Genomic DNA, 24,731 nt, shown 5'->3' with positions numbered 1-24,731 from the left:
TACGGTCTTGGCTTTCACGCTGTCGCTCAACACCAATCCGCTGGTCAATCGTTTTGCCGAGCCTGATGATCTGATCGAGACAATCGGGGAGCAGATCCGCATCGGCTACGTGCAGCTGACGCATGAGTTCGTCAATCCGGGCTGGCCGGCGGCAACGATCTCCAAGACCATCCGTCAGTTCAGGGCAGCGCTTAGCCGCACCGGCGTCAGGATCACCTCGGGCATGACCGGGCCCTATGGCAGGCTCAACCACTTCGGCCACCCCGACCCGGATGTGCGACGCTACTATGTCGACTGGTTCAAGACCTTTGCCGATATCTCCGCCGAGCTTGGCGCATCCGGCATGGGCACGCAGTTTGCGATCTTCACGCTGAGGGACTATGACGACCCGGCCCGGCGCGAGGAGATGATGAAGATCGCCATCGACTGCTGGCGCGACGTGGCGGAACACGGCAAGGCGGCCGGTCTTTCCTATGTGTTCTGGGAACCGATGTCGGTCGGGCGCGAGTTCGGCCACACGATCGCCGAGTGCCGCTCGCTCGACCGGCGGCTCGCCGAGGCGGAGTTGCCGCTCCCAATGAAGATGATGGTCGATATCGACCATGGCGACGTCACCTCCGACGACCCCGATGACATCGACCCCTATGCCTGGGCGGGCGCATTTCCCGAGCGCTCGCCGATCATCCACATCAAGCAGTCGTCGATGAACAAGGGCGGGCACTGGCCGTTTACCGCTGCCTACAACCGGGATGGCCGCATCACGCCGGAGAAGCTGATCGATGCGGTCAAGGCCGGCGGCGGCACCGACAACGAGATCTGCCTGGAGCTGTCCTTCCGCGAGCGGGAACCGACCGACCACAACGTTGTGGAGATGATCCGCGAATCCGTGGAGTTCTGGGAGCCCTACATCGATACCGGGTTCAACCGATCATCAAAATCACACTGAAATATCACAAAGTATCATGAGCTAGATTGAAATATAACATAAAGGTGTTATCTTCTCAGGTGTGATGTCGCGCTCTCGCGGCATCGGGATCGAGGCGGATGACGATGAAGCCGGAAGACAGGCGACAGGCGATCATGGATGTTTTGATGGAGGCCGGCACGGCGTCCGTCGAGGATCTGTCACTCCGTTTCGGCGTCAGCAAGATGACGGTGCATCGCGACCTCGACGATCTCGAACAGGCTGGCCTGTTGCGCAAGGTGCATGGCGGCGCTTCGATCCAGTCGAGCCCGCAGTTCGAAAGCGATTTCCGCTACCGCGAGAAGATTGCCGCCGCCGAGAAGAACCGCATTGCCGAATATGCGGCGAGCCTGATCGAGCCGGGGCAGAGCATCCTCATCGACGACAGTTCGACGGCCGGCGCGATTGCCGGCTGCATCAGGGACATCAGGCCGCTGACCGTCATCACCAACAACCTCGGCGTCATCACCGGTCTGTCCGGTGCGCCCGGCATCAACGTCATCGCGCTCGGCGGCCAGTACAGCAAGAAGTTCAACGGCTTTTTCGGCATCGTCACCGAAGAGGCGCTGCGCTCGCTGCGCGTCGATATCGCCTTCCTCTCCAGCTCCGCAGTCGCGGGAACGGCAGCCTTCCACCAGGACCAGGAGGTCGTGCAGGCCAAGCGGCTGATGGTGAAGTCGGCGGCGCGCAAATATCTCATGGTCGATCACGACAAGTTCGGGCGTTCCGCCCTGCATTTCCTGACAGGGCTCGACGCCTTCGATGCGGTGCTGACCGGCGCCGAGGTGGCGGATGAGCATGCCGCGACGCTCCGCGAGGCCGGAATCCCCCTGGTGACGGTCGACAATCGAAAAGCATCGGAGAAAGCATGAACAAGCCGCAGCTCTGGGTGGGCACAAGCTGGAAGATGAACAAGACGCTGGCGGAGGCCATGGTCTTTGCCGAGAGGCTGGCCGCAGCGGACGGAGCGCGCGACGAGCGCATCCAGCGTTTCGTCATTCCACCCTTTACCGCCGTCAGACAGGTCAAGGAACGGCTCGTGCAAACGGGCGTCAAGGTCGGTGCGCAGAACATGCATTGGGACGACGCCGGCGCCTGGACCGGCGAGGTTTCGCCGGTGATGCTGAGGGACTGCAACCTCGATGTGGTCGAGCTTGGCCATAGCGAACGGCGCGAGCACTTCGGCGAGACCGACCGTACCGTGGGCCTGAAGACGGCAGCGGCGGTGCGCCACGGCCTGGTGCCGCTGATCTGCATTGGCGAGACGCTCGCCGAGCGCGAGGCGGGCGAGGCGGATGCCGTCCTGAAGCGGCAGGTTGAAGGCGCGCTGGAACTGCTGGAAGGCGACGCGCGCAAGGCGACGATCCTGCTCGCCTACGAGCCGGTCTGGGCCATCGGCGTCAACGGCATTCCGGCAACATCAGACTATGCCGACGAGCGCCATAAGCGGATCGCCGACGTGGCGCAAGGCGCGCTCGGCGTGCGCGTTCCCGTCCTCTACGGCGGCAGCGTCAATCCCGGCAATTGCGAAGAACTGATCACCCAGGGGCACATCGACGGCCTGTTCATCGGCCGCTCCGCCTGGGACGTCAATGGCTATCTCGACATTCTGCAGCGCGTCTCGAAGGCGATCTGAGCCCTCGTACCCCGCAGATCAACAAGACGGAAAGGAACAATCATGAAGATCGCAATCGGAGCAGACAGCGCCGGCAAGCCCTTGCTCGACGTCATCGCCGCCCATCTCAAGGGCAAGGCCGACCTCGAAGTCAGCGACCTCAGCCAGTCCGGTTTCTACGCCGACCTGTCGCAGAAGCTGGCGCAGACCATCGTCGATGGCGACAACGAGCGCGGCATCCTGTTCTGCGGCACCGGTATCGGCGTCTGCATCTCGGCCAACAAGGTGCCGGGCATCCGCGCCGCGCTGACCCACGACACCTATTCCGCTGAGCGGGCGGCAAAGTCGAACAACGCACAGATCATCACCATGGGCGCGCGCGTCATCGGGCCGGAGCTGGCGAAGTCGATCGTTGATACCTGGCTCGCCTCCGAATTCGACGCGAACGGCCCGTCGGCCGGCAATGTCGACGCGATCGATCGTCTCGACGCGGCGAAGTAAGCGAGCCAACTGCTAGAGCGTTTCCGGTTTAAACGGAGCCACAGACCCGCTCTATCTCTTTGTTTTTACGCATTTCCTGGCGGAAAGCCGATTCGCACTTTTCCTGGAAATGCTCTAATACCGCAATGCACGTTGATCCTCCCTCGCGCATCGCGGCGAGACGCCCGGCAGAGATGCCGGGCGTCTTTTCCTGATTTGCCACTGCCTAATTCGTTTCAGCGTCGTTTGCGCGTCATGTTTGAGGCGCGGCGCTGTCGGGTGTTTTGGCAGACCGCCGGGGCACTGCCGGCTTGACGAAGCTTCTGTAAATATTTGAACATGCTTGCATATCGTCACGTCAGCGAGGAATGCCGCCCCATGCCCGACGCCCCAACGACACCGCCGCATGCCGGAAGCCACCGCCTGGCGCGCATGAGCGGCCGCGACACGCACGAACACCACCGCACAGCCACGACGCTCGAGCTTCTGTTCGACCTGACCTTCGTCATCGCCTTCAGCCTTGCGGCATCGCAGCTTGCGCATCTGATGGCCGAAGGACATTTCAAGGCGGGGCTGATCGGCTTCTTCTTCGCCAGCTTCGCCATCTGCTGGGCCTGGATCAATTTCACCTGGTTTGCTTCCGCCTATGACACCGACGACTGGGTGTTCCGGTGCGTGACCATGGTGCAGATGGTCGGCGTGCTGATCCTGGCGATCGGCCTTCCCGCCATGTTCCGCTCGGTCGACGAGGGTGCCCATCTCGACAATGGCGTGATGGTGCTCGGATACGTCGTCATGCGGGTGGCGATGATCTTCCAGTGGCTGCGCGCCGCCGGCCAAGATCCGGCACGACGGCAGGCCTGCATGACCTATGTGGTAGCGATCACGGTTGCGCAACTCGGCTGGGTCGTGCAGATCTTCGTCGACTTCTCGATCGTTGTCACCTTCGCCATGGTCGTGGCGCTCACCGTCATCGAGATGCTCGGGCCCTATATCGCCGAGACGCGGCATGGCGGCACGCCCTGGCATGCCCACCATATTGCGGAACGCTACGGCCTTCTGGCAATCATCGCGCTCGGAGAAGGCGTCGTCGGCACGGTCGCCTCGATCACGGCGGTGGTGGATGGGGAGGGCTGGAACCTCGACGTGGCGCTCGTCTGCCTTGCGGGCACCGGGCTTACCTTCGGCATGTGGTGGATCTATTTCCTGTTGCCGAGTGCCGAGGTCCTGCACGTGCACCGCAGACGCTCCTTCGTCTGGGGCTATGGTCACATGTTCATTTTCGCCGCGATCGTTGCGACCGGTGCGGGCCTGCATGTCGCCGCCTATTACATCGAGCACAAGGCGCATATCGGGTCGCTTGCGACCGTGTTGACGGTGGCGGTCCCGGTCGCGGCCTATATCGCTCTGGTCTACGGCATGTATGCCTATCTGCTGCGGCAGTCGGAACCGCTTCATGCCTGGCTGCTCGCCGGCACGATGCTGCTGCTTGCGGCGTCGATCGCGGCCGCGATGGCGGGCGTCGACATGGCGATCTGCCTGATCATTCTGATGTTTGCGCCGTTCGTGACCGTCGTCGGTTTCGAGGCGGTCGGTCATCGCCACCGGATGGCGGCGCTGGAACGGTGCCTTGATGAGGCAGAGCCGGTGCATTGAACGCCGGGAATTGGCTATTCGAAACAGCGGTTTGCCGGCTGTTGCTGGCGGCTTGATTCAGGTGGTTCAGAGGTTGATTCAAGCAGGCGCCGCGAAGCGGCTCGATGGTTGCGCATCGGAGCGCTGAGCGAGCCTTGCCCCTCACCCTAGCCTTCTCCCCGCAGGCGGGGAGAAGGTGGCCGGCAGGCCGGATGAGGGGTGGCGGCCGGATACGGCGCGGGCTTGCGGCCCGCCAGCAGATCAGGCGTTGAGCAGCGCCAGCTTGGCGCGGGCGTCGAGGATCTGGGCGCAGGCATTGGCGGCTTCTTCGCCCTTGGCGACGAAGTGTTCGCGGAAGAAGGCGATCAGCGGCGCGCTTTCCTGGAAATTGTGCGGCGTCAGCACGGCCGACAGCACCGGCACGTCGGTATCGAGCTGGACGCGCATCATACCGTCGAGCACCGTGCCAGCGACGAAGTCATGGCGGTAGATGCCGCCATCGACGACGAAGGCGGTGCCGAGGATCGCGGCGTAACGGCCGGTCCTGGCAAGCTTCTGCGCGTGCAGCGGGATTTCCAGCGCGCCTGGCACGTCGAAGATCTCGACGTCGGCGGCACTGCCGCCGAACTTCGTCCATTGGGCGACGAAGGCATCGACACAGCGGTCGACGATGTCGGCGTGCCAGCGGGCACGGACAATCGCAATCTTGGCGGTGGGGTGGGAAAGAATAGTCATGGTCTCAAGCCTTCCAGGGTTTGGCGTTTCCAATTTTCCCGTCGGGCGAACATGCACGCGCGCGAAACCCCGGTGTGGGGTCCACGTTCCTGCTTGCTCTCTTCCATCCGGACTGTGACCGTCGGCTCCGGAATCTGACCGGATCTGCTGACCTCCGAAGTAGACCTCCGAAGCGCTCGCGGGCTTCGATCTTTCGATCGCTACCGCCGGTGGGGAGTTTCACCCCGCCCTGAGAACAAGAGCGACTATATAGATCGGCCGTGCCTGGTCAAACGCATGACGCGACGAAAATCCGGGAAATCGCGACAGATTTTTTCCGTGCCGTATCGCTCCCGGACAAATCTGTTCCCGTCGGGAGCCGCCGTAGTCTGACCTCGGCCGCGTGCCGCGTCGCCGCCACGAGACATTTATCTGCGGACGCGACGCGGGGCTTCGTCTTCGGCGGCGATCGCGCGTGCGGACCAATGGAGCAGCGCCTGCCTGTCATCAAGGCAAGTGACCGGTGCTTCGTAGTAGCGGTGCACGACCACCGGTTTGCCGCCCTTGTTGTAGGTGAACGGCTGACATCCTTCGCTGAGAAGCGCATCTCTCAGGGGCTGATCAACCCTGAAATAGAGGCGATCCTTGATGCTGATGGCGAACTGGCGATCAGCGACAAGATAGGCCCAACCGCCGAAGAAGCGGCCTATGTCAACGGGACCGATATCCGCGAGTTCTTCGTGGATATGGGTGACGAACGCACTCGGCTGCGCTTTAGTCATGGCGGCCGCCGGTGCAAAATGCGCTGTTTTTCATTCGACGGTTCAGGCAATCTCTCCACGGCATGTGCAAGGCAGCTACTGCATGTTTCCTTAAATCCTATTCGATTTAGGGATAAAAACATGCAGCACTTCAAAGCGCTACAGCGACCTTTGCGCGTAACAAGACGCACGCGCTGTAGGGGGACGCTGGAGATCTACTCGCGGATGACGAGCAGGTCCTTGGCGGCAAAGCGGAGCGTGACGTTCGAGCCGAAGGCCGGCGGCGTCAGGCCGGGGTCGTTGAACATGTCGAAGGAGATGACGTCGCCGCCGATGCGCAGCTTGGTGCGGATGACCGAGCCGAGGAAGCTGGTCGAAACCACCTCGCCGGTCAGCGCGGTGTCGCCCCTGGCGCTGTCGGCGATCGAGCCTGCCTCCGGGCGCAGCGCCAGCGAAATGTTGTCGCCACCCTTCATGCCGGCGATCGGCTCCTTCAGCGACACCTGCTGGTTGCCGATGGTGACAGCACCGGCGGCCGGGTCGGCGACCTTGGCTTCGATGATGTTGAGCGTGCCGACGAAGGAGGCGACGAATCGGGTCGCAGGGGTGTTGTAGATCTCGAACGGCGTGCCGATCTGGTCGGCTCGCCCGGAATTCATGACGACGATGCGGTCGGAGATCGACAGGGCTTCTTCCTGGTCATGGGTGACGAAGACAGTGGTGATGCCGAGCTGCTGCTGGATCTGGCGGATTTCCTCGCGCAGCGACACGCGGATCTTGGCGTCGAGCGCCGACAGCGGCTCGTCGAGCAGCAGCACCTGCGGCTTGACGGCGAGGGCGCGCGCGAGCGCCACGCGCTGCTGCTGGCCGCCGGAAAGCTGGTAGGGGAAGCGGTCGGCCAGGTGCTCGAGCTTGATCAGGCTCAGCATCTGCTTGACGCGTGTATCGATCTCCGACTTCTGCGCCCCGGCGACTTTCAGGCCGAAGGCGACGTTGTCGTTGACGTTCATGTTGGGAAACAGCGCATAGGCCTGGAACACCATGCCGATGTTGCGCTGGTTGGGCTTCAGCGTTCCCTGGTCCTTGCTGTCGATGGTGATCGTGCCGCCCGACGGCGTCTCGAAGCCGGCGATCATGCGCAGGATCGTCGTCTTGCCGCAGCCTGACGGGCCTAGGAACGAAACGAACTCGCCCTTGTCGATGACCATGTTGAAGTTGTGCACGACCTGAACCGGGCCGAAGGACTTCTGGATATTGTTCAGTGTCAGGAATGCCATGTGATCAAGCCTTGGCCGGAGCGGATTTCTGGATGCGGGAAACGAGCTGGATCAGACCCATGCTGAGCCAGGTGATGGCGAATGCGATGACCGCGAGCGCCGAAGGCTCATAGGCCTTGTTGGCGCCGACGAGCTGCAGGTACGGACCGAAGGCCGGGCGGTTGAGCAGCGCGGCCATGGTGAATTCGCCCATGACGATCGCAAAGGTGATGAAGGCGCCGGAGAGCACGCCACTCATGACGTTGGGGAAGATGCAGCGAAACAGGATCGTCGGCCATTTGGCGCCGAGGCTTTCGGCGGCTTCCGTCAGCGTGCGGACGTCGATCGCCCGCATCGCGGTATCGACCGCCCGGTACATGTAGGGCAGGGACAGCGTCATGTAGGAGAACATCAACAGCGCATTGGTGCCGGAGATCGAGCCGGTCAGCGGGATCCACGACGAGGAGTTGTAGAGGCGCAGATAGCCGAAGACGATGACGATCGCCGGGATGACCAGCGGCAGAAGGGTGATGAATTCGATGATCGGGCGCACCTGCGGCAGGCGAAGGCGGACCCAATAGGCGGTCGGCACCACCAGCAGCATGCCGAAGACGATGGTCAACACGGCCATCATCATCGAATAGCCGAAGGTCTCGCGGAACTGCAGGTCGGAGAAGACCGAGCGATAGGCGTCGAACGAGTATTCGCCGCGGCGCATGCGCAGCGAGAATTCCAGCGTGCCCAGCAGCGGGATGATGAAGTAGCTTGCACCGATGGCGATGGCGATCCAGGCGCCGAGACGTTGTGCTTTCATTTCTGCCACCGTTCGGCGCGCATACGCAGCCAGATATAGAGAACGTTCGAGATGCCGGTGATGACGATCATGCCGAGCGCCAGCGCATAGCCGAGGTTCGGATTGTGCAGCACGTCGCCGCGGATCTGCGCATAGAGCAGGATCGGCACGATGTTGAGCGAGGACCCGGTCAAGGCATAGGCCGTGGCGATCGCGCCGAAGGCGTTGGCAAACAGCAGGAGCGTGGTGCCGAGCAGGCTCGGCCACAGGATCGGCAGCGCCACCATGCGCCAGTACTGCCAGGTCGAGGCGCCAAGGATTTCAGAGGCTTCGCGCCATTCTTTCTTCAGACCATCGAGCGCCGGCGTCAGGATCAGCACCATCAGCGGGATCTGGAAATACATGTAGGTGATGGTCAATCCGAAAAACGACAGCAGGTTGAAGCCGGTCGAATAGAGATTGAAGCCGAACCATTCGCGCAGGAAGACGGTGACGAGGCCGGTGCGCCCGAGGGTCGCGAGGAAGGCGAAGGCGAGCGGCACGCCGGCGAAGTTCGAGGCGACGCCCGAAAAGGTCAGGAGGCCCGAGCGGATCCAGGTCGGCACGCCGCCGAGCACGATTGCCCAGGCGAGGAAGAAGCCGATCAGCGCGCCGCCGATCGAGGACGCGATCGAGATCCGGATCGAGATCCAGTAGGCGCTGAGGATCGAGGGCGTGAACAGATCGCCGATGTTCTTGAAGGTAAAGCTGCCATCGGGCGTCAGGAACGCGCCGGTGACGAGATAAAGCGTCGGGATGATCAGGAACAGCAGCGCGAAAAGCATGAAGGGGGCAATGCCGAGCCAGTCGATGACGGCTCGCTTGCTGATCAAGGTCGGTGAAGCGGTGCTCATATAGGCTTTCTGTCCCGAGGCTTGCAGTGACCTTTGCGCGTCCGCATGAACGCACAAAGATCGCCTTAGCGCTTTGATTTGCTGCAAAATTCCTTAGATCGATACCGAGCTAAGGAATTGTGCACGAGATTAAACCATGTCGCGCAAAAGCGTGTTGCGGTTTGCGACAACGACATGCGCAAAAACAAGACCTTAAAGCGCAGCAAGCGAATCCTGGTGATCGTGACGCGCTTTAGGGAAACCTCCCCGCGCCGAGGCGCGGAGAGGCGGAAGTCATGGATATTACTGCACGTTTGCGCCGACGACGCTATCCCACTTGGTGGTAATCGCTTCCTTGCCCTTGGCCTGCTCTTCGAGCGTCGGGAAGACAGCCTTTTCGTAGGCTGCTGCCGGCGGCAGCTTGTCGAGCAGTTCCTGCGGGATCTTGCCGTTCTTGGCGAGGTCGTTGAAGCGGATCGGGTGGCAATAGCCCTTCAGCCAGCCGAGCTGACCTTCGTCGGAATAAAGATACTCCATCCACAGCTTTGCCGCGTTCGGGTGCGGCGCGTAGGCCGAGATCGCCTGGACGTAGACGCCGGCGACGACGCCCGAAGCCGGAACGACGACTTCAACCGGCGGGTTGCCGTTGAGGCTGTCGCGCCAGGAAAGGCCGTTGTAGTCCCAGGCGATCACGACCGGGGTCGAGCCCTGCGCGAGCGAGGCGGACTTGCCGATAACCGGAACGAAGTTGCCGGCCTTGTTGACTTCGGCGAAGAAGCCGAGGCCCGTTTCACCAGCCTTGACGGCATCGGTTTCGCCAGCGGCGAGGCCGGCGGCGTAGACGGCCTGAACCGCCTGGTTGGAGGCGCGCGGGTCGCCGGCCATGGCGACCGAGTTGGCGTAGTCCGACTTCTTCAGGTCGGCCCAGTCCTTCGGCACGTCCTTGACGATGTCGGTGTTCACCACGAAGGAGAGAACGCCGTAGTAGTCGCCGTACCAGTAACCTTCGGCGTCCTTGGCCGAATCCGGGATCGAATCCCAAGTGGAGACCTTGTAGGGCTGGATCAGGCCTTCGGCCTTGGCCGACGGACCGAAGGAGAGACCGACGTCGATGACGTCAGGCGCCTGCGGGCCGGTGTTGCCCTTGTTGGCCTTGATGGCTTCGATTTCGTCGCCCGAACCGGCATCCGGGTTCAGCTCGTTGACTTCCAGGCCATACTTGGCCTTGAAGCCTGCGATGACGTCGCCATAGCCGCACCAGTTGTGCGGAAGTGCGATGGTGGTCAGCGAGCCTTCCTTTTTGGCGGCGGCGATGAGCTCTTCGCTCGGCTCGGCAGCGGCGATGGCCGTCGTTGCCAGAAGCATGGCGGTGGAAAGCGAGAGCAGGCGTTGAGTCGTTGAAATCACTGGCGTTCTCCTTATGGGTTTTCAGTCAATTTCGGCGATGCTGTTAAAGAGATGCGATGAAACTTGTGTGACAGCGATCTGTCTGTTCGCGCCGCGCATGTCGTTGGAAGAACAATTCTTTTTTCGACACGGCGCCTTCACTGAAACACACGTGCATAAAATTCCGTGAACGTGCCGGCCACTCCTCCTAAACCGGTTTGCGAAAGATGCGGGTCGAATCGAACAATCCCTCTAGCGTCTTCATCCGGTCGCGGGTTGCGTCCCAGTTGGTGCTCTGGACGGCCTCGATCAGGGCCTCGACCAGAAACAGGATCACCACTGAACTGTCCCAGGCCGAGGGCACCTCGATCTGCGAGCGGAAGACCTTGGAGGCGGATTTTGCCACCGGCGAGCTCCAGCGATCGGTGAAGAGGACGATCTCGACGCCGCGTTCGCGCGCCGATTTCGCCAGCGTCTCCATTTCCTGCTCGTAACGGCGGATGTCGAAGAGAATCAGCACGTCGCCGTGGCGCATGTCGAGCACGTAGTGTGGCCATGCGCTGGCATTCGACGCGATTTCGGTGACACCAGGGCGGATCACCTGCAGATGGGTGAAGAGATAATCGGCAACGGCGCGGGTGATGCGGCCGCCAAGCAGATAGACGTTGCGCTTGCGGTCGGCGATAAGGGCGACCGCCTCGTCGAATTCGCGCGGCTCGATCTGCGCCAGCGTCTCGCGCATGTTGTTCATGGCGGCATCGGCAAAGCGATTGAGCGTGTGGGTGCCCGGCGCGCTTGCGGCCCAGCGGTCATGCTTGGTGATCGGGTTGGAAATCGTGGCTTCCAGCTCCTGGTGCAGCCGCGACTGGAAATCGGGAAAGCCTTTGAAACCAAGCTTTTGCACCATGCGGGCGACGGTCGGAGTCGATACGCCGGCGTTCTCGGCGACCGTGGTGATCGAACCGAGTCCCGATACGGGATAGTTGTCGAGAAGTGTCTCTGCCAACTGTCTTTCCGCGCGGGTCAGCGCGGCGAAGTGGGCGTTGATCACATCCGACACCGTCGTGGGTGTCGCCTTGCTAGTCATAGTCTCCCCTGAACTGGTCTAACGCCAGTTTGTGACAGATTAAACATCGCTGTCACAATTGGAGTCAATCGCAATTTTGAAGAGATCGTTTCAGATTTCGATTGACACTCGCTAATCTCTGAACAAATCTTTTCATTAACGAACGTCTAACGGGGCAAGAGGGGATGCCGGTGTTGACGCGACTTTTGACCGATACAGATGGCGATCCGGTTGCGATCGAGAACGCGGCCGGGAGAGGCGATATCGTTCTCGTTTGCGAACATGCGTCGCGCCGGGTGCCGGAGCGTCTCGGTTCGCTCGGCCTTTCGCCGCAGGCGCTCGAAAGCCACATTGCCTGGGACCCGGGCGCGCTCGCGGTTGCAGAGTTTCTGTCGCGCAAGCTCGACGCGGTCCTGATCTACCAGCGCTTTTCGCGCCTTGCCTATGATTGCAACCGCCCGCCGGAGGCCGACGGCGCCATGCCTGCCGTCAGCGAAGTCTATGAGGTTCCGGGCAACCGCGACATGGCGGAGGAGGAGCGCCGGGCACGGGTCGACGAGATCTACCTGCCGTTTCACGACGCCATCAGCCAGTTCGTGACCGAGCGCAAGGCCAAAGGCCGACCGCCGGTGGTCGTCACGATGCATTCGTTCACGCCCGTCTATTTCGGCAAGCCGCGTTCCGTCGAAGTGGGCATCCTGCATGATGCCGACAGCCGGCTCGCCGATCAGATGCTGACCTTCGCAACCAGGGGCAAGGTCGCCTACGATATCCGCCGCAACGAGCCTTACGGGCCGGCCGACGGCGTTACGCACAGTCTGATCGAATACGGCGTCCACAACGGGCTGCCGAATGTGATGATCGAGATCCGCAACGATCTCATTCGAAACGAGATCGGCCAGAGGGTCATGGCCGATTATCTGGAAGGGCTGCTCAGCAAAGGCGTGGCAGCGCTTTCAGCAAAATAAAGACCCTGGGGAGCGGCTTTGCCGCGGTCCTGTTCCGGCTTGCCGGGGCAGGTGGTGATGGGACCCTGCTGCAATGGGGCGGTCGGGTCTGAAGAAATCAGGGGAAGAAAAATGTCAGACTACAGTGATCTCGACAAAAAGCAGGACATGCAGGTCCTGCATTCGATGGGCTATGCCCAGGAGCTCGAGCGGCGAATGAGCCAGTTCTCGAACTTCGCGGTCTCATTCTCCATCATCTGCATTCTCTCCGGCGGCATCAACTCGCTGGCGCAGGCGACGTCGGGTGCGGGTGGGGCCGCAATCGGCATCGGCTGGCCGCTTGGCTGCTTCATTTCGCTCGTCTTTGCCGTCGCCATGGCGCAGATCAGCTCGGCCTATCCGACGGCCGGCGGCCTTTATCACTGGGGCTCGATCCTCGGCAACCGCTTCACCGGCTGGGTAACCGCCTGGTTCAACCTGCTCGGTCTCGTCACCGTTCTCGGCGCCATCAACGTCGGCACCTATTACTTCTTCATGGGCTCGTTCGGCACGCCGTATTTCGGTCTTGCGGATACGACGCTCACCCGCATCATCTTCCTTGCGGTCATCACGGGCGCTCAGGCGCTGGTAAACCACATGGGCATCGGGCTTACGGCCAAGCTCACCGACTTCTCGGGTTACCTGATCTTCGCAACGGCGATCCTGCTTGCGCTCGTGTGCCTTGCCGTCGCCGACAGCTACGACATCGCCCGCCTCTTCACCTTCTCCAACTATTCCGGCGAGACGGGTGGAAACGTATGGCCGGCGACCTCGGGCACCTGGGTGTTCCTGCTCGGCCTGTTGCTGCCGATCTACACGATCACCGGCTACGACGCCTCCGCGCACACCTCGGAAGAAACCGTAAAGGCGGCAGAATCCGTGCCGCGCGGCATGGTCTCGTCGGTGCTGTGGTCGGCGCTGTTCGGCTACATCATGCTTTGCTCCTTCGTGCTGATGCTGCCGAACATGGACGAAGCCGCCAAGCAGGGCTGGAACGTGTTCTTCTGGGCAATGGACGCGCAGGTTCACCCTGTGATCAAGGACGTGCTCTACCTCGCCATCCTCGTCAGCCAGTGGCTGTGCGGCCTGGCAACCGTCACGTCGGTCTCGCGCATGATCTTCGCCTTCTCGCGTGACGGCGGCCTGCCGGCGTCCAAGGCTCTGGCCAAGGTCAGCCCGAGCTACCGCACGCCGGTGGCTGCGATCTGGACCGGTTCGATCCTCTCCGTGCTCTTCGTCTGGGGCTCGTCGCTGGTCTCGATCGGCGAAACGCCGGTCTATACGATCGTCGTATCGTGCACCGTCATCTTCCTGTTCTTCTCCTTCGCGATCCCGATCACGCTCGGTCTGTTCGCCTGGGGTACGTCGAAGTGGGACAAGATGGGTCCGTGGAACCTGGGCGAGGGCATGTTCAAGCTCTTCGCGGTGCTCTCGATCATCGCCATGGTGCTGATCTTCGTTCTCGGCATCCAGCCGCCAAACGACTGGGCGCTCTACATCACCGTCGGCTTCTTGGCGCTGACTGCGATCATCTGGTTCGGCCTGGAAAACCGCCGGTTCCGCGGTCCGCCGATCGGCGATGAAGTGGCTCGCCGCCAGGCGGAAATCGCCGCTGCCGAAAAGGCGGTCGGCCAAGTCTAACCAATAATAAAATGGGCGGGAGCGCATCTGCAGCTTCCGCCTTTCTTTTTGCGGCCACGGGAACGGCCGCTTGCCGAAACATGGGATGAAATTTGATGAGCTATTCGTTCGAGCAATTGAAAGAGGATGTCGCCGCCGGCCGCATCGATACGGTTCTCGCCTGCCAAGTCGACATGCAGGGCCGGCTGATGGGCAAGCGCTTCCACGCGCAGTATTTCGTCGACAGCGCCTGGCAGGAAACGCATAGCTGCAACTACCTGCTGGCGACCGACATGGAGATGGAGACCGTCTCCGGCTACAAGGCGACGAGCTGGGAGAAGGGCTATGGCGACTACACGATGAAGCCGGACCTTTCGACGCTGCGGCGCATTCCGTGGCTCGAAGGCACCGCACTCGTGCTGTGCGACATGCTCGATCATCACACCCATGCCGAAGTGCCGCATTCACCGCGCGCCATCCTGAAGAAGCAGATCGCGCGGCTGGAGGCGATGGGCCTCAAGGCGTTCATGGCGAGCGAGCTCGAATTCTTCCTGTTCGATCAGACCTATGACGACGCGCGCCAGTCCGGCTATCGCGACCTGCAGCTGGTCAGCGGCTACAACGAGGACTACCACATCTTCCAGACCACCAAGGAAGAGGATGTAATGCGGGCGATCCGCAACGGCCTGCAGGGCGCGGATATCCCGGTCGAGAATTCCAAGGGCGAGGCGTCCGCCGGCCAGGAAGAGATCAACGTGCGCTATGCCGACGCGCTGACGATGGCCGACCGGCATGCGATCATCAAGAACGGCTGCAAGGAGATTGCCTGGTCGCGCGGCAAGGCGATCACCTTCCTCGCCAAGTGGAACTATTCGGCCGCGGGCTCCTCCTCGCATATCCACCAGTCGCTGTGGAGCCCTGACGGCAAGACGCCGAAATTCTTCGACAAGGACGGCAAATACGGCATGTCGGAGCAGATGCGCCAATATGTGGCCGGCCTGCTCAGCCACGCCAGCGAGATCACCTATTTCCTCGCGCCCTACATCAACTCCTACAAGCGCTTCATGGCCGGCACCTTCGCGCCGACCAGGGCGGTGTGGAGCAAGGACAACCGCACGGCCGGCTACCGCCTCTGCGGTGAAGACACCAAGGCGATCCGCATCGAGTGCCGCGTCGGCGGCTCCGATCTCAACCCTTATCTCGCCTTCGCGGCTTTGCTCGCGGCCGGCATTTCCGGTATCGAAGGCAAGATGGAACTGGAAGCGCCCTTCGTCGGCGATGCCTACGGCGGCAAGAACGTGCGCGAGATCCCGCGCACCCTGCGCGCCGCCACCGAGGCGCTGACGGGGTCCAAGATGCTGCGTGCCGCCTTCGGCGACGACGTCATCGACCACTATGTCCGCGCGGCCGAGTGGGAGCAGGAAGAATACGACCGTCGCGTCACCGACTGGGAAGTGGCGCGCGGCTTCGAGCGGGCCTGACAAGGCCGGAAACTTAGATCTCAGTGGCCGGTCCGGTACCAAGGGCCGGCTACGCCGTCATTCGAAATGGAAGCAGGAAGACGATCATGAGCATGATCAAGTGTATTTCTCCGGTGAACGGAGAGGTTTATGCCGAGCGCCCGGCGCTGCCGCTGGAAATGGCCAAGCAGGCCGTCGCCCACGCGCGCCAGGCGCAGAAGAGCTGGGCCCGCCGTCCGCTGGACGAGCGCGTCAACCTGGTACTATCAGGCGTTGCCCGTCTCAACGAGATGGTCGACGAGGTCGTGCCGGAACTGGCCTGGCAGATGGGCCGGCCGGTGCGCCACGGCGGCGAGTTCAAGGGTTTCAACGAGCGCTCGAACTATGTCGCTTCGATTGCTGCCGACGCGCTGAAGCCGATCCTCGTCGAAGAGAGCGACCGCTTTGGCCGTCGTATCGAGCGCGAGCCGCATGGCGTGGTCTTCGTCATCGCGCCGTGGAACTACCCCTACATGACCGCGATCAACACGGTCGCGCCGGCGCTGATGGCCGGCAACACGGTGGTCATCAAGCATGCCAGCCAGACGATCCTCGTCGGCGAACGCATGGTGCGCGCCTTCGTCGAGGCCGGCGTTCCGGCCGACGTGTTCCAGAACGTTTTCCTCGACCATGAGACGACGGCGGCGCTGATCGCGGCGAAAAGCTTCGACTTCATCAACTTCACCGGCTCGGTCGAAGGCGGCCGGTCGATCGAGCGCGCGGCCGCCGGAACGTTCACCGGTCTCGGCCTCGAACTCGGCGGCAAGGATCCGGGCTATGTCATGGAAGACGCCGATCTCGATGCGGCCGTCGACACGCTGATGGATGGCGCTACCTTCAATTCCGGCCAGTGCTGCTGCGGCATCGAGCGCATCTATGTGCATGAATCGCTCTATGACGCCTTCGTCGAGAAGTCGGTTGCCTGGGTGTCGAACTACAAGCTCGGCAACCCGCTCGATCCGGAAACGACGCTTGGCCCGATGGCGCACAAGCGCTTCGCCGCAACTGTGCGCGAGCAGATCGCCGATGCGATCGCCAAGGGCGCCAAGGCGCTGGTCGATCCGAAACTATTCCCGCAGGATGATGGCGGCGCCTATCTCGCGCCGCAGGTGCTTGTTGATGTCGATCACTCGATGGCCTTCATGCGCGAAGAAACCTTCGGTCCGGCGGTCGGCATCATGAAGGTGAAGAGCGACAGCCAGGCGATCGAGCTGATGAACGATTGCCAGTACGGTCTGACCGTGTCGCTGTGGACCCAGGATGCGGACCGCGCCTCGCGCATCGGCCGCGACCTTGAAACCGGCACCGTTTTCATGAACCGCGCCGACTATCTCGATCCGGCCTTGTGCTGGACCGGCGTCAAGGAAACCGGCCGCGGCGGCTCGCTTTCGGTCATCGGCTTCCAGAACCTTACCCGTCCGAAATCCTACCATCTGAAGAAAGTCACAGCATGACGATCACCGCGAACTGGAGCTACCCGACCGCCATCAAGTTTGGCGCCGGCCGGATCAAGGAGCTTGCCGAACATTGCAAGGCTGTCGGCATGAAGAAGCCGCTGTTGATCACCGACCGTGGCCTGGCGCCGATGCCGATCACGCAGAATGCGCTCGATATCCTCGAGGCCAACGGCCTTGGCCGGGCGATCTTCGCCGACGTCGATCCGAACCCGAATGACGTCAACCTCGCCGCCGGCGTCAAGGCGTTCAAGGACGGCGGCCATGATGGCGTCGTCGCCTTCGGCGGCGGTTCCGGCCTCGATCTCGGCAAGTGCGTGGCCTTCATGGCCGGCCAGAGCCGCCGCCCGGTCTGGGACTTCGAGGATGTCGGCGACTGGTGGACACGTGCGAGCGTCGAAGGCATCGCGCCGATCGTCGCGGTGCCGACGACAGCGGGCACCGGCTCAGAGGTTGGCCGCGCCAGCGTCATCACCAACTCCGCCAGCCATGTGAAGAAGGTGATCTTCCACCCGAAGTTCCTGCCAGCCGTCACCATCTGCGACCCGGAACTGACGGTCGGCATGCCGAAAGTGATTACCGCCGGCACCGGCATGGACGCCTTTGCCCATTGCCTGGAAGCCTATTCTTCGCCGTTCTACCATCCGATGTCGGCCGGTATCGCGCTTGAAGGCATGCGCCTGGTCAAGGAATACCTGCCGCGCGCGTACAAGGACGGCACCGATATCGAAGCACGCGCCAACCTGATGAGCGCGGCCGCCATGGGTGCCGTCGCCTTCCAGAAGGGGCTCGGCGCGATCCATTCGCTGTCGCATCCGGTCGGTGCGATCTACAACACCCATCACGGCATGACCAATGCCGTGGTGATGCCGCCGGTGCTGCGCTTCAACCGCAGCGCGATCGAGGACAGGATCGTCAGGGCGGCCGCCTATCTCGGCATTTCCGGTGGCTTCGACGGTTTCTACGACTACGTGCTGAAGCTGCGCGAGGAACTCGGCGTTCCCGACAAGCTTTCCGCACTCGGCGTCGGCACCGACCGTATCGACGAGATGTCGGAAATGGCGATCGTCGATCCGACCGCCGGCGGCAACCCGGTTGAACTGACGCTCGATGCGGCCAAGAAGCTGTTCAGGGAGTGCATTTGACCGCCGGCAAGTCGCTCTAAAGTAACTGACCGTTAATTTTCTTCGGCCCGGGAAACCATTGGTTTTCCGGGCTTTTTCGCGCCCTGCCTGCGGATTGGGCAGGGCGGGGGTTAATCTTCGCCAACGAAAATTTCCAATTCGTTAACCATGTTCTGAAAGGTTCTATTAAGCGGCATTGCCCGGCGAAGCATCGGTTGGGCAGGCCACGGAACACAGGACAGAATGAGGAAGAAGATGGCGGTCATCACATTCGCCAATGCAAAGGGCGGCGCGGGCAAGACGACGGCGGCGCTGATCCTGTCGACGGAACTGGCGAGACAGGGACACCGTGTTGTGGTCCTCGATGCCGATCCGCAGCGTTGGATCACCAGCTGGGCGGAAAACTCCGGCCAGATCGCCAATCTCTCCGTCATCTCGCATATCACGCCGGCATCGCTGGAATGTCATATCCGGGAAATGAAGGACGAAGCCGACTACATCATCATCGACCTCGCCGGCGCCAAGGATCAGATCGTCGCTTTGGCTCTCGCTCTTTCCGACCAGGTGCTGATCCCGGTGCAGGGCTGCGCGATGGATGCGCGCGGTGCCGTGCAGATCCTCGAGCTCATCCGCCAGATCGAGGACAGGTCGCGTGTGCGCATCAACCATTCCGTCGTTCTCACCCGGGTCAATTCTCTGGTGACGACGCGGGCGCTGCAGACCATCAAGACTTTGCTTGCTTCGCGCGGCGTCTCCGTGCTCGACACGCCGATCGTCGAGCGCGTTGCCTATCGCGAGATTTTCGACTGCGGCGGCACGCTTCAGTCGATGGATGATACCCGCGTCAGCAACCTCGACAAGGCCCGCGAAAATGCAGCTGCGCTTGCCAAGGAAGTGCAGGCTCTGACGCCGGTGAGGGCGCGCCGCTCCTGGGCTTCGCGTGCACCATCCTGGGCGACGCGGCGCGCGGCCTGATCAGGGATCGGCATACGAAGTTAGCCGCTTTGAAGACTGCCATAACCGGAATTGATGTTCGTCAATTCCGGTTGAATCGCGTTGCGACCACCCGAAAAGGCTGTTGCCCCTAAGGCTTCCTTTACCATGGGCTTATACCAGTGCTGGTGGAAAGCGATTGCACCTTATGGCGGTTTGCGAGGGTGCAGGTAGCCGCCATGATTGCGGCAAGGATTGTGGATTCGACCTTTCTCGCTTGGTCTCCCGTCCAGCTTCCATGATCCAGCAAGAGCATGCAGGGAAATCGCGCATGAAAACGGAACACGTCGCTGCCGGCAAGGAAGACATTGCCGGTCGTCTCAATTTCATGGCGCTTGACGATGCCGCCAAGGCGAGCCTGAAGGCCCTGAAGCCGATCCTCGAAAAGGAGCTGGCGCCGGCGCTCGACAAGTTTTACGCCCGGGTCAAAAAGACGCCGGAGACGAACCGCTTCTTCTCGTCGGATGCGCACATCAACCGCGCCAAGGGCGCGCAGGTCGGCCACTGGGCCAACATCGCCGACGCCAATTTCAACGACGAATATGGCGCGAAGGTCCGCACCATCGGCCAGGTGCACGCCCGTATCGGGCTGGAGCCGCGCTGGTATATCGGCGGCTACGCGCTGATCGCCGAACATCTGATCACGGAGATCGTCAAAGCGAATTGGCCAAAGGGCGGTCTGTTTTCGCGCCAGACGACCTCGGCGGAAGAGATGAGCGCGATGCTTTCGAGCCTCGTCAAGGGCATGTTCCTCGACATGGACCTGTCGATCTCGGTCTATATGGACGCCTCCGACGTCACGAAGCAGCGCGCGGTGCAGGAAGAGGTACTGGCGACCGAACGCAAGCTCGTCAGCCAGACCTTCGGCGTTGCCCTGAAGAAGATCTCCGACGGTGACCTGACGGCGCGCATCGCCGCCGATTTGCCGGTTGCCTACGAGGGACTCGGCGAGAACTTCAACCATGCGATCAGCGAGCTTGCCCGCGCGATCGGCGGCATCGAGGCCGGCGCCAGCCAGATCCATCTGAGCGCCAAGGAAATTGCGGCAGCAGCCAACGATCTCGCCAAGCGCACCGAACGCCAGGCGGCAAACCTCGAGGAGACGGCCGCTGCCGTCGAACAGGTGACGCGCACCGTCAAGCAGACGGCCGAAGGCGCCGATCAGGCGAACTCGACGGTGATTGCCGCCCGCGCCAATGCCGAGCGGAGCGGCGAGGTGGTCAGCCACGCGATTGAGGTGATGCAGGAAATCCAGACCTCGTCTGCGAGCATCGCCCGCATCGTCGACGTCATTGACGAGATTGCCTTCCAGACCAACCTGCTTGCGCTCAACGCCGGCATCGAGGCGGCGCGTGCCGGCGAGGCGGGCAGGGGCTTTGCGGTTGTCGCTTCGGAAGTGCGGGCGCTCGCCCAGCGCTGCGCCGATGCGGCCAAGGACATCCAGGGCCTGATCGCCAAGTCGCGCGGCCAGGTGGATGATGGCGTCAGCTCGGTCAACCAGGTCGCCCAGTCGCTGCAGCAGATCGTCTCGCAGGTGGTCGAAGTCAGCTCGGTCTTCGGCAACATCCGCGCCAGCACGGCGGAACAGGCCACCGGCCTGCAGGCGGTCAATACGGCGATCGGCCAGATGGATCAGATCACCCAGCAGAATGCTGCCATGGTTGAAGAAGCCAATGCCGCGAGCCAGGCGCTGACGGTGGAATCAGAACAGATCGCGCTGAAGCTGAAGGCGTTCCAGACGTCTACCCAGGTTCACGTCGGCACCGCGTCCGGTTATCGCCGCGCGGCCTGAGCCCACGTATCGCAGTATGGGCAATAGCGCCTCGGATCATCCCGGTCCGGGGCGCTGTCTATTATAGCCAGAGTTTTATGAGCGCACTTGGATCGCCGCGAAGTTCGTAGGAATTTCGGCGTCCGCTGTGATCATGGTAAGTTTTGACCACTCAGTCAGCCCCGAGCTTGTCTTCGTGACGTTCCGTCCCCGGGCTTCACTTCTCCGGTCGTCATCCTCGGGCTTGACCCGAGGATCCCGTTCTGCAGTTCCACGAAAGCACATGCCAATTTCGCGTGGCAGGCCCTGGATCCTCGGGTCAACCGAGGAAGACGGAGGATGGGGTGCCACCTGCGCATGAACGTGCGTCGACATGGCGCCCGTCTCAGACGGAGTTCACCATCTTCGATGTCTGCAAGGGATGTCTCGTCGCGCGTTGACGAAACCGCTCAGAACCGGCGGTCGACCAGATGCTTGGCCTGTGCGCCCGCATGGTAGAAGGCGGACTTGACGCTGCGCCAGGTGTCGGGCGTCACAGGCGTTTCGGCAAGCGGGATCGCGGAGGTCTGGCCGGTGACGTGGTCGGCGAGCGCCTTGCCGAAGACGGTGCCGGGTGCGATGCCGCGGCCGTTGTAGCCGCTGACGGAGACGACGTTCGGCGCCAGCGTATGCATGGCCGGCAGGTTGTTGGTCGTCATGCCGATGCGGCCGTCCCACCAGTATTCGAAGCGGAAATCGCCGATATAGGGGAAGAGCTTGCGCACGGAGCGGGCGGCGAAGGCGCGGTGCGTGCCCTCGGCCATCGCATCGAGCCGGCCGATCGAACCGAAGATCAGGCGGTTCTGCTGGTCCATGCGGAACGAGGTCATGACAAGGCCCGTATCCCATGTGCCCTGGCGCTCCGGCAGGATGCGGCTTGCGACCTTTTCCGGCAGCGGATTGGTGGCGAATTGGAAGTAGGGCAGGATCGTCAGTTCCTGCGTGTGTTCCTGCCACGGGGTCTCGGCAAACATGCCGCCATAGGCATTGGTGGCGAGGATCACCTGCTTGGCCCTGACGATGTTCTGGCCGGCTCTCAGCACCCAGGTTTCGCCCTTGCGTTCGGCGCCGACGAGCGCAGTGTCGGTATAGATCTCGGCACCGGCGGCAAGGGCCGCACGGGCAAGGCCGCGGGCATAGGCAAGCGGCTGGATCGTGCCGGCGCGACGATCGAGAAGCGCACCGGAGAAACCTTCAGCGCCCGAGAGCGCGCTCGATCGCTCGGCCGAGAGAACCTCGACCGGCGCTCCGCGCTTCTTCCATTGGGTCTCGCGGTCGCTGATATCCTTCAAGCCTTCGGCGCCGACGGCCATGTGCAGGGTGCCGTTGCGGACGGCTTCGCAGGAGATGCCGTGCTTCTCGACCAGGGCATAGACCATTGCCGGGCCGTCGCCGAGTTCGCCGAGCAGGCGGTTGCCGGCCTCGAGCCCCAGCGTCGCGATCAGATCGTCGGGCTTGACCCACATGCCGGCATTGACGAGGCCGACATTGCGGCCGGAGCCGCCGAAGCCGATCATCTTCGCCTCGATCGCCGTGGCCTTGACGCCTTTTTCCGCGAGATGAAGTGCAGCCGAAAGACCGGTGAAGCCGCCGCCGATGATGGCGACATCTGTCGTCAGGTCGCGGGCAAGCGGGCGCGTGTCCGGCGCTGCCGGTGCCGTCGCATGCCAGAGGTTGGGCAAGGTGCGCTCGGTCGCCATCGCGGACATTCCTTCGGTCAAGGGCCTGAAATTTAGAGGTGGCTAAGTGATAGGGCCATCGCCTCGAAAATTCTCATGACAATGTTTCATGAGGTCATGAGGGGTTTCATGAGGTCATGAAGGTTGACTGTGGGGCGTCCGCAAAAAAATGACCGCAGCCGGTTCGTGGGCGGCCGCGGTCTGGGTCGTGTCGGTGGAGTAGTCGGGTGTAAATGTCTTTGCCGGGTCGGCGGTCCGCCGCACCGGCCCTATGGGTTCCGATGAAAATAACCTGACCGATGACGTCATCGATCAGGCAAGCTCATTTTCAACGGAGACATGTCGCTGTCACTCCCCCAATTGGGGGACGGGATGCGAAAAAAGCTGCGATTTCAGTCAATTCCACCGGGGTTCCTACGCGGCAACGCTTGCCACGGTCGGCAAAGAAGAAAGCCCGGGTGGTACCCGGGCTTTGATCGTTTTCTGCGGGATGTATCGAGCGGCTGATGCCTCAGTCTGCGAATTCGACCGTGACGCCGACACTCACCATCTTGGCAAGTTCCGTTGCGTCCCAGTTGGTCAGGCGAACGCAGCCGTGGCTCTGGGTCTTGCCGATCTTGGAGGGCTCCGGCGTGCCATGAATGCCGTAGGTCGGCTTCGAGAGCGCGATCCAGACCGTGCCGACCGGGCCGTTCGGCCCCGGCTGCAGCGTCAGGATCTTGTCGTTGTTGCCCTGCTTGAAGTTGATCTTCGGGTTGTAGGTGTAGCCGGGATTGAGCGCGATGCGCTCGACATTGACGATGCCTGACGGCGAGGGCGTGTCGGACGAGCCGATCGTTGCCGGGTAGGCGGCGACGAGCTTGTCGGCGGCATCATAGGCCAGAACCTGCTTGCGGGCCTTGTCGGCAACGATGCGCGCGACCTTTTCCTTGCGGTTTTCTCCGGGATTGATGACCTTGATGATCGTGCCCGGAATGGTGAAGTCCACGCCTGGGTTGAGCTCGCGCAGATAGGTCTCGTCCATGTGGAACTTCTCGCCGAGCATTTCGGTCGTCGCGGTGAAGGACATGTGCGGCAGCATCGCCTTGTGGGCGTAGTCGTCGGGGATCGAGGCGACATAGGGGCCTGCGGCATCGGCGGCCGTGATCGTATAGCTGGTGATCGGCAGGCCGCCGTTCATGCGCAGGCGCTCGAGGATATCTTCGGTGTTGTTCGGATCGAGCGTTTCGCCGGTTGACTGCTGCCAGGCCTCGATCGCCTTGGTGACGTTCGAGCCCATCTTGCCGTCGATGACGCCGGGCGAGAAACCTTCGCGGTCGAGGAAGACCTGCAGCGCGGTGATTTCGGCGCGCGACTTGGACTTGACCGATATGGCCGGCGGCATGGACTGCCGCAATGGCTGCTCATATTGCGGATCGATCGCCGCCTCTTCGCTGCCGTCGATCAGGCCGGGCAGGCTGTTGGGCAGGTCGTTGCGCTCGACCGAGGGCGGCACCACGTCGCGATAGGCCGGATCGCGATAGTCTTGAATGGATCCGGTGACATCGCCCGGCTCGGAATAGCCGTAGCCGCGGTCGCCGTTGCGGCGGTTGGAATAGACATCGACGTCGCCCTGGCGGCGATAGGCGCGATAGCCGTCGGACGGTACTACGGTTGCGACCACGTTGCCCCAGTTGTCGACCAGCACGGTGCGGCCGCGACGGTCACGCATGGTGCGCACTTCATCGGGGCCCGGCATATAGTCGAGAATTTCGCCTTCCGGCGTCACCAGCATCACGTCGCCATTGCCGCGGCGATTGCGGCCGTAACCTTCCTGAGCAAAGGCGGATGCAAGATCCACGGCGAGGAAGCCGGCTGCGGCGAGGAGCGAGAGGCCGGTGCGGGTCGCTGACGTCACGATAAAACCTGTTCTCATGGTGGTTGATGTGGCGCGGTACATTTGGATTTCGACGTTAATGTGAAAAAAGTGAATTCATCATGAATAAGCGGTTAAATTCTATCTAGGCGCACCCTTAGCAGCTTTC

At 62.2% G+C, this 24,731-nt stretch carries 21 protein-coding genes and 1 riboswitch; of the genes, 12 read left to right on the top strand and 9 right to left on the bottom strand.

What is annotated here, in order from left to right; translation table 11 throughout:
* Nucleotides 1–7: 7 nt before the first annotated feature.
* The 5 genes from BKP54_RS17850 (at nucleotide 8) to BKP54_RS17830 (ending at nucleotide 4,715) form a co-directional block, all read left to right on the top strand.
* Nucleotides 8–946, top strand: a complete 939-nt coding sequence (locus BKP54_RS17850; RefSeq protein ID WP_025427780.1) for a TIM barrel protein — start codon at nucleotides 8–10, stop codon at nucleotides 944–946.
* A 104-nt stretch (nucleotides 947–1,050) separates the two neighbouring features.
* Nucleotides 1,051–1,836, top strand: a complete 786-nt coding sequence (locus BKP54_RS17845; protein ID WP_025427779.1) for a DeoR/GlpR family DNA-binding transcription regulator — start codon at nucleotides 1,051–1,053, stop codon at nucleotides 1,834–1,836.
* Nucleotides 1,833–2,600, top strand: coding sequence for a triose-phosphate isomerase (locus tag BKP54_RS17840; RefSeq protein WP_025427778.1), 768 nt, complete (start codon nucleotides 1,833–1,835; stop codon nucleotides 2,598–2,600). The genes BKP54_RS17845 and BKP54_RS17840 overlap by 4 nt, the downstream gene beginning before the upstream one ends.
* A gap of 42 nt (nucleotides 2,601–2,642) precedes the next feature.
* Nucleotides 2,643–3,080: an RpiB/LacA/LacB family sugar-phosphate isomerase gene (locus BKP54_RS17835; protein WP_025427777.1), complete on the top strand. Its 438-nt coding sequence runs from the start codon at nucleotides 2,643–2,645 to the stop codon at nucleotides 3,078–3,080.
* Nucleotides 3,081–3,437: 357 nt separating this feature from the next.
* A complete protein-coding gene (locus tag BKP54_RS17830) occupies nucleotides 3,438–4,715 on the top strand; it encodes a low temperature requirement protein A (protein WP_025427776.1) in 1,278 nt (425 codons plus the stop codon).
* A 240-nt stretch (nucleotides 4,716–4,955) separates the two neighbouring features.
* On the opposite strand, the gene BKP54_RS17825 is transcribed toward BKP54_RS17830, so the two are convergent.
* The 7 genes from BKP54_RS17825 to BKP54_RS17795 all read right to left on the bottom strand — a co-directional run bounded on the left by BKP54_RS17825 (nucleotide 4,956) and on the right by BKP54_RS17795 (nucleotide 11,563).
* The gene (locus BKP54_RS17825) at nucleotides 4,956–5,429 is read right to left on the bottom strand and encodes a 6,7-dimethyl-8-ribityllumazine synthase (RefSeq protein WP_025427775.1); all 474 of its coding nucleotides are present in this window, start codon (nucleotides 5,427–5,429) and stop codon (nucleotides 4,956–4,958) included.
* A 91-nt stretch (nucleotides 5,430–5,520) separates the two neighbouring features.
* Nucleotides 5,521–5,670: riboswitch (FMN riboswitch) on the bottom strand.
* A 166-nt stretch (nucleotides 5,671–5,836) separates the two neighbouring features.
* A complete protein-coding gene (locus BKP54_RS17820) occupies nucleotides 5,837–6,190 on the bottom strand; it encodes a TfoX/Sxy family protein (RefSeq protein WP_025427774.1) in 354 nt (117 codons plus the stop codon).
* Between the two features lie 194 nt (nucleotides 6,191–6,384).
* A complete protein-coding gene (locus BKP54_RS17815) occupies nucleotides 6,385–7,446 on the bottom strand; it encodes an ABC transporter ATP-binding protein (RefSeq protein ID WP_025427773.1) in 1,062 nt (353 codons plus the stop codon).
* A 4-nt stretch (nucleotides 7,447–7,450) separates the two neighbouring features.
* Entirely contained in the window at nucleotides 7,451–8,239 is a 789-nt protein-coding gene (locus BKP54_RS17810) for an ABC transporter permease (protein WP_025427772.1), read from the bottom strand.
* Nucleotides 8,236–9,111, bottom strand: a complete 876-nt coding sequence (locus BKP54_RS17805) for an ABC transporter permease subunit (RefSeq protein WP_025427771.1) — start codon at nucleotides 9,109–9,111, stop codon at nucleotides 8,236–8,238. The genes BKP54_RS17810 and BKP54_RS17805 overlap by 4 nt, the downstream gene beginning before the upstream one ends.
* A gap of 282 nt (nucleotides 9,112–9,393) precedes the next feature.
* The gene (locus BKP54_RS17800) at nucleotides 9,394–10,497 is read right to left on the bottom strand and encodes an ABC transporter substrate-binding protein (protein WP_025427770.1); all 1,104 of its coding nucleotides are present in this window, start codon (nucleotides 10,495–10,497) and stop codon (nucleotides 9,394–9,396) included.
* Nucleotides 10,498–10,684: 187 nt separating this feature from the next.
* Complete coding sequence (locus tag BKP54_RS17795) at nucleotides 10,685–11,563, bottom strand: MurR/RpiR family transcriptional regulator (RefSeq protein ID WP_025427769.1); 879 nt, start codon at nucleotides 11,561–11,563, stop codon at nucleotides 10,685–10,687.
* A 173-nt stretch (nucleotides 11,564–11,736) separates the two neighbouring features.
* On the opposite strand from BKP54_RS17795, the gene BKP54_RS17790 reads away from it, so the two are divergent.
* From BKP54_RS17790 to BKP54_RS17760, 7 genes are all read left to right on the top strand, one after another.
* Nucleotides 11,737–12,510 (top strand): N-formylglutamate amidohydrolase, encoded by a 774-nt coding sequence (locus BKP54_RS17790; protein WP_025427768.1) that lies wholly within the window; start codon nucleotides 11,737–11,739, stop codon nucleotides 12,508–12,510.
* Nucleotides 12,511–12,621: 111 nt separating this feature from the next.
* Nucleotides 12,622–14,169: an amino acid permease gene (locus BKP54_RS17785; RefSeq protein ID WP_025427767.1), complete on the top strand. Its 1,548-nt coding sequence runs from the start codon at nucleotides 12,622–12,624 to the stop codon at nucleotides 14,167–14,169.
* 95 nt (nucleotides 14,170–14,264) lie between these two features.
* Nucleotides 14,265–15,629, top strand: a complete 1,365-nt coding sequence (locus BKP54_RS17780) for a glutamine synthetase family protein (RefSeq protein ID WP_084814681.1) — start codon at nucleotides 14,265–14,267, stop codon at nucleotides 15,627–15,629.
* A gap of 86 nt (nucleotides 15,630–15,715) precedes the next feature.
* Entirely contained in the window at nucleotides 15,716–17,101 is a 1,386-nt protein-coding gene (locus tag BKP54_RS17775) for an aldehyde dehydrogenase family protein (protein ID WP_025427765.1), read from the top strand.
* Nucleotides 17,098–18,246: an iron-containing alcohol dehydrogenase gene (locus tag BKP54_RS17770; RefSeq protein ID WP_025427764.1), complete on the top strand. Its 1,149-nt coding sequence runs from the start codon at nucleotides 17,098–17,100 to the stop codon at nucleotides 18,244–18,246. The genes BKP54_RS17775 and BKP54_RS17770 overlap by 4 nt, the downstream gene beginning before the upstream one ends.
* 234 nt (nucleotides 18,247–18,480) lie before the next feature.
* A complete protein-coding gene (locus BKP54_RS17765) occupies nucleotides 18,481–19,200 on the top strand; it encodes a ParA family protein (protein WP_025427763.1) in 720 nt (239 codons plus the stop codon).
* A 289-nt stretch (nucleotides 19,201–19,489) separates the two neighbouring features.
* Nucleotides 19,490–21,010, top strand: a complete 1,521-nt coding sequence (locus BKP54_RS17760) for a globin-coupled sensor protein (protein ID WP_158071705.1) — start codon at nucleotides 19,490–19,492, stop codon at nucleotides 21,008–21,010.
* A 428-nt stretch (nucleotides 21,011–21,438) separates the two neighbouring features.
* Here BKP54_RS17760 and BKP54_RS17755 read toward each other — a convergent pair whose 3' ends face one another.
* Together BKP54_RS17755 and BKP54_RS17750 are read right to left on the bottom strand one after the other, a co-directional pair.
* Nucleotides 21,439–22,728: an FAD-binding oxidoreductase gene (locus tag BKP54_RS17755; RefSeq protein WP_025427761.1), complete on the bottom strand. Its 1,290-nt coding sequence runs from the start codon at nucleotides 22,726–22,728 to the stop codon at nucleotides 21,439–21,441.
* Between the two features lie 490 nt (nucleotides 22,729–23,218).
* Nucleotides 23,219–24,646, bottom strand: coding sequence for a L,D-transpeptidase (locus BKP54_RS17750; RefSeq protein ID WP_025427760.1), 1,428 nt, complete (start codon nucleotides 24,644–24,646; stop codon nucleotides 23,219–23,221).
* Nucleotides 24,647–24,731 lie beyond the last annotated feature (85 nt).

It is taken from the genome of Ensifer sp. 1H6 (assembly GCF_001976035.1).
In the GTDB taxonomy this organism is placed as follows: Bacteria; Pseudomonadota; Alphaproteobacteria; order Rhizobiales; family Rhizobiaceae; genus Ensifer; species Ensifer canadensis.
The sequence above is the reverse complement of the archived record's forward strand: the minus strand, read 5'-3'. Positions and strand labels throughout refer to the sequence as shown.

Coding starts and splice junctions, on each gene's coding strand:
- BKP54_RS17760 (WP_158071705.1), top strand. CDS start 19,490: ATGAAAACGGAACACGTCGCTGCCGGCAAGGAAGACATTGCCGGTCGT.
- BKP54_RS17805 (WP_025427771.1), bottom strand. CDS start 9,111: ATGAGCACCGCTTCACCGACCTTGATCAGCAAGCGAGCCGTCATCGAC.
- BKP54_RS17780 (WP_084814681.1), top strand. CDS start 14,265: ATGAGCTATTCGTTCGAGCAATTGAAAGAGGATGTCGCCGCCGGCCGC.
- BKP54_RS17775 (WP_025427765.1), top strand. CDS start 15,716: ATGAGCATGATCAAGTGTATTTCTCCGGTGAACGGAGAGGTTTATGCC.
- BKP54_RS17750 (WP_025427760.1), bottom strand. CDS start 24,646: ATGTACCGCGCCACATCAACCACCATGAGAACAGGTTTTATCGTGACG.
- BKP54_RS17795 (WP_025427769.1), bottom strand. CDS start 11,563: ATGACTAGCAAGGCGACACCCACGACGGTGTCGGATGTGATCAACGCC.
- BKP54_RS17770 (WP_025427764.1), top strand. CDS start 17,098: ATGACGATCACCGCGAACTGGAGCTACCCGACCGCCATCAAGTTTGGC.
- BKP54_RS17785 (WP_025427767.1), top strand. CDS start 12,622: ATGTCAGACTACAGTGATCTCGACAAAAAGCAGGACATGCAGGTCCTG.
- BKP54_RS17840 (WP_025427778.1), top strand. CDS start 1,833: ATGAACAAGCCGCAGCTCTGGGTGGGCACAAGCTGGAAGATGAACAAG.
- BKP54_RS17845 (WP_025427779.1), top strand. CDS start 1,051: ATGAAGCCGGAAGACAGGCGACAGGCGATCATGGATGTTTTGATGGAG.
- BKP54_RS17765 (WP_025427763.1), top strand. CDS start 18,481: ATGGCGGTCATCACATTCGCCAATGCAAAGGGCGGCGCGGGCAAGACG.
- BKP54_RS17835 (WP_025427777.1), top strand. CDS start 2,643: ATGAAGATCGCAATCGGAGCAGACAGCGCCGGCAAGCCCTTGCTCGAC.
- BKP54_RS17810 (WP_025427772.1), bottom strand. CDS start 8,239: ATGAAAGCACAACGTCTCGGCGCCTGGATCGCCATCGCCATCGGTGCA.
- BKP54_RS17830 (WP_025427776.1), top strand. CDS start 3,438: ATGCCCGACGCCCCAACGACACCGCCGCATGCCGGAAGCCACCGCCTG.
- BKP54_RS17820 (WP_025427774.1), bottom strand. CDS start 6,190: ATGACTAAAGCGCAGCCGAGTGCGTTCGTCACCCATATCCACGAAGAA.
- BKP54_RS17815 (WP_025427773.1), bottom strand. CDS start 7,446: ATGGCATTCCTGACACTGAACAATATCCAGAAGTCCTTCGGCCCGGTT.
- BKP54_RS17755 (WP_025427761.1), bottom strand. CDS start 22,728: ATGGCGACCGAGCGCACCTTGCCCAACCTCTGGCATGCGACGGCACCG.
- BKP54_RS17825 (WP_025427775.1), bottom strand. CDS start 5,429: ATGACTATTCTTTCCCACCCCACCGCCAAGATTGCGATTGTCCGTGCC.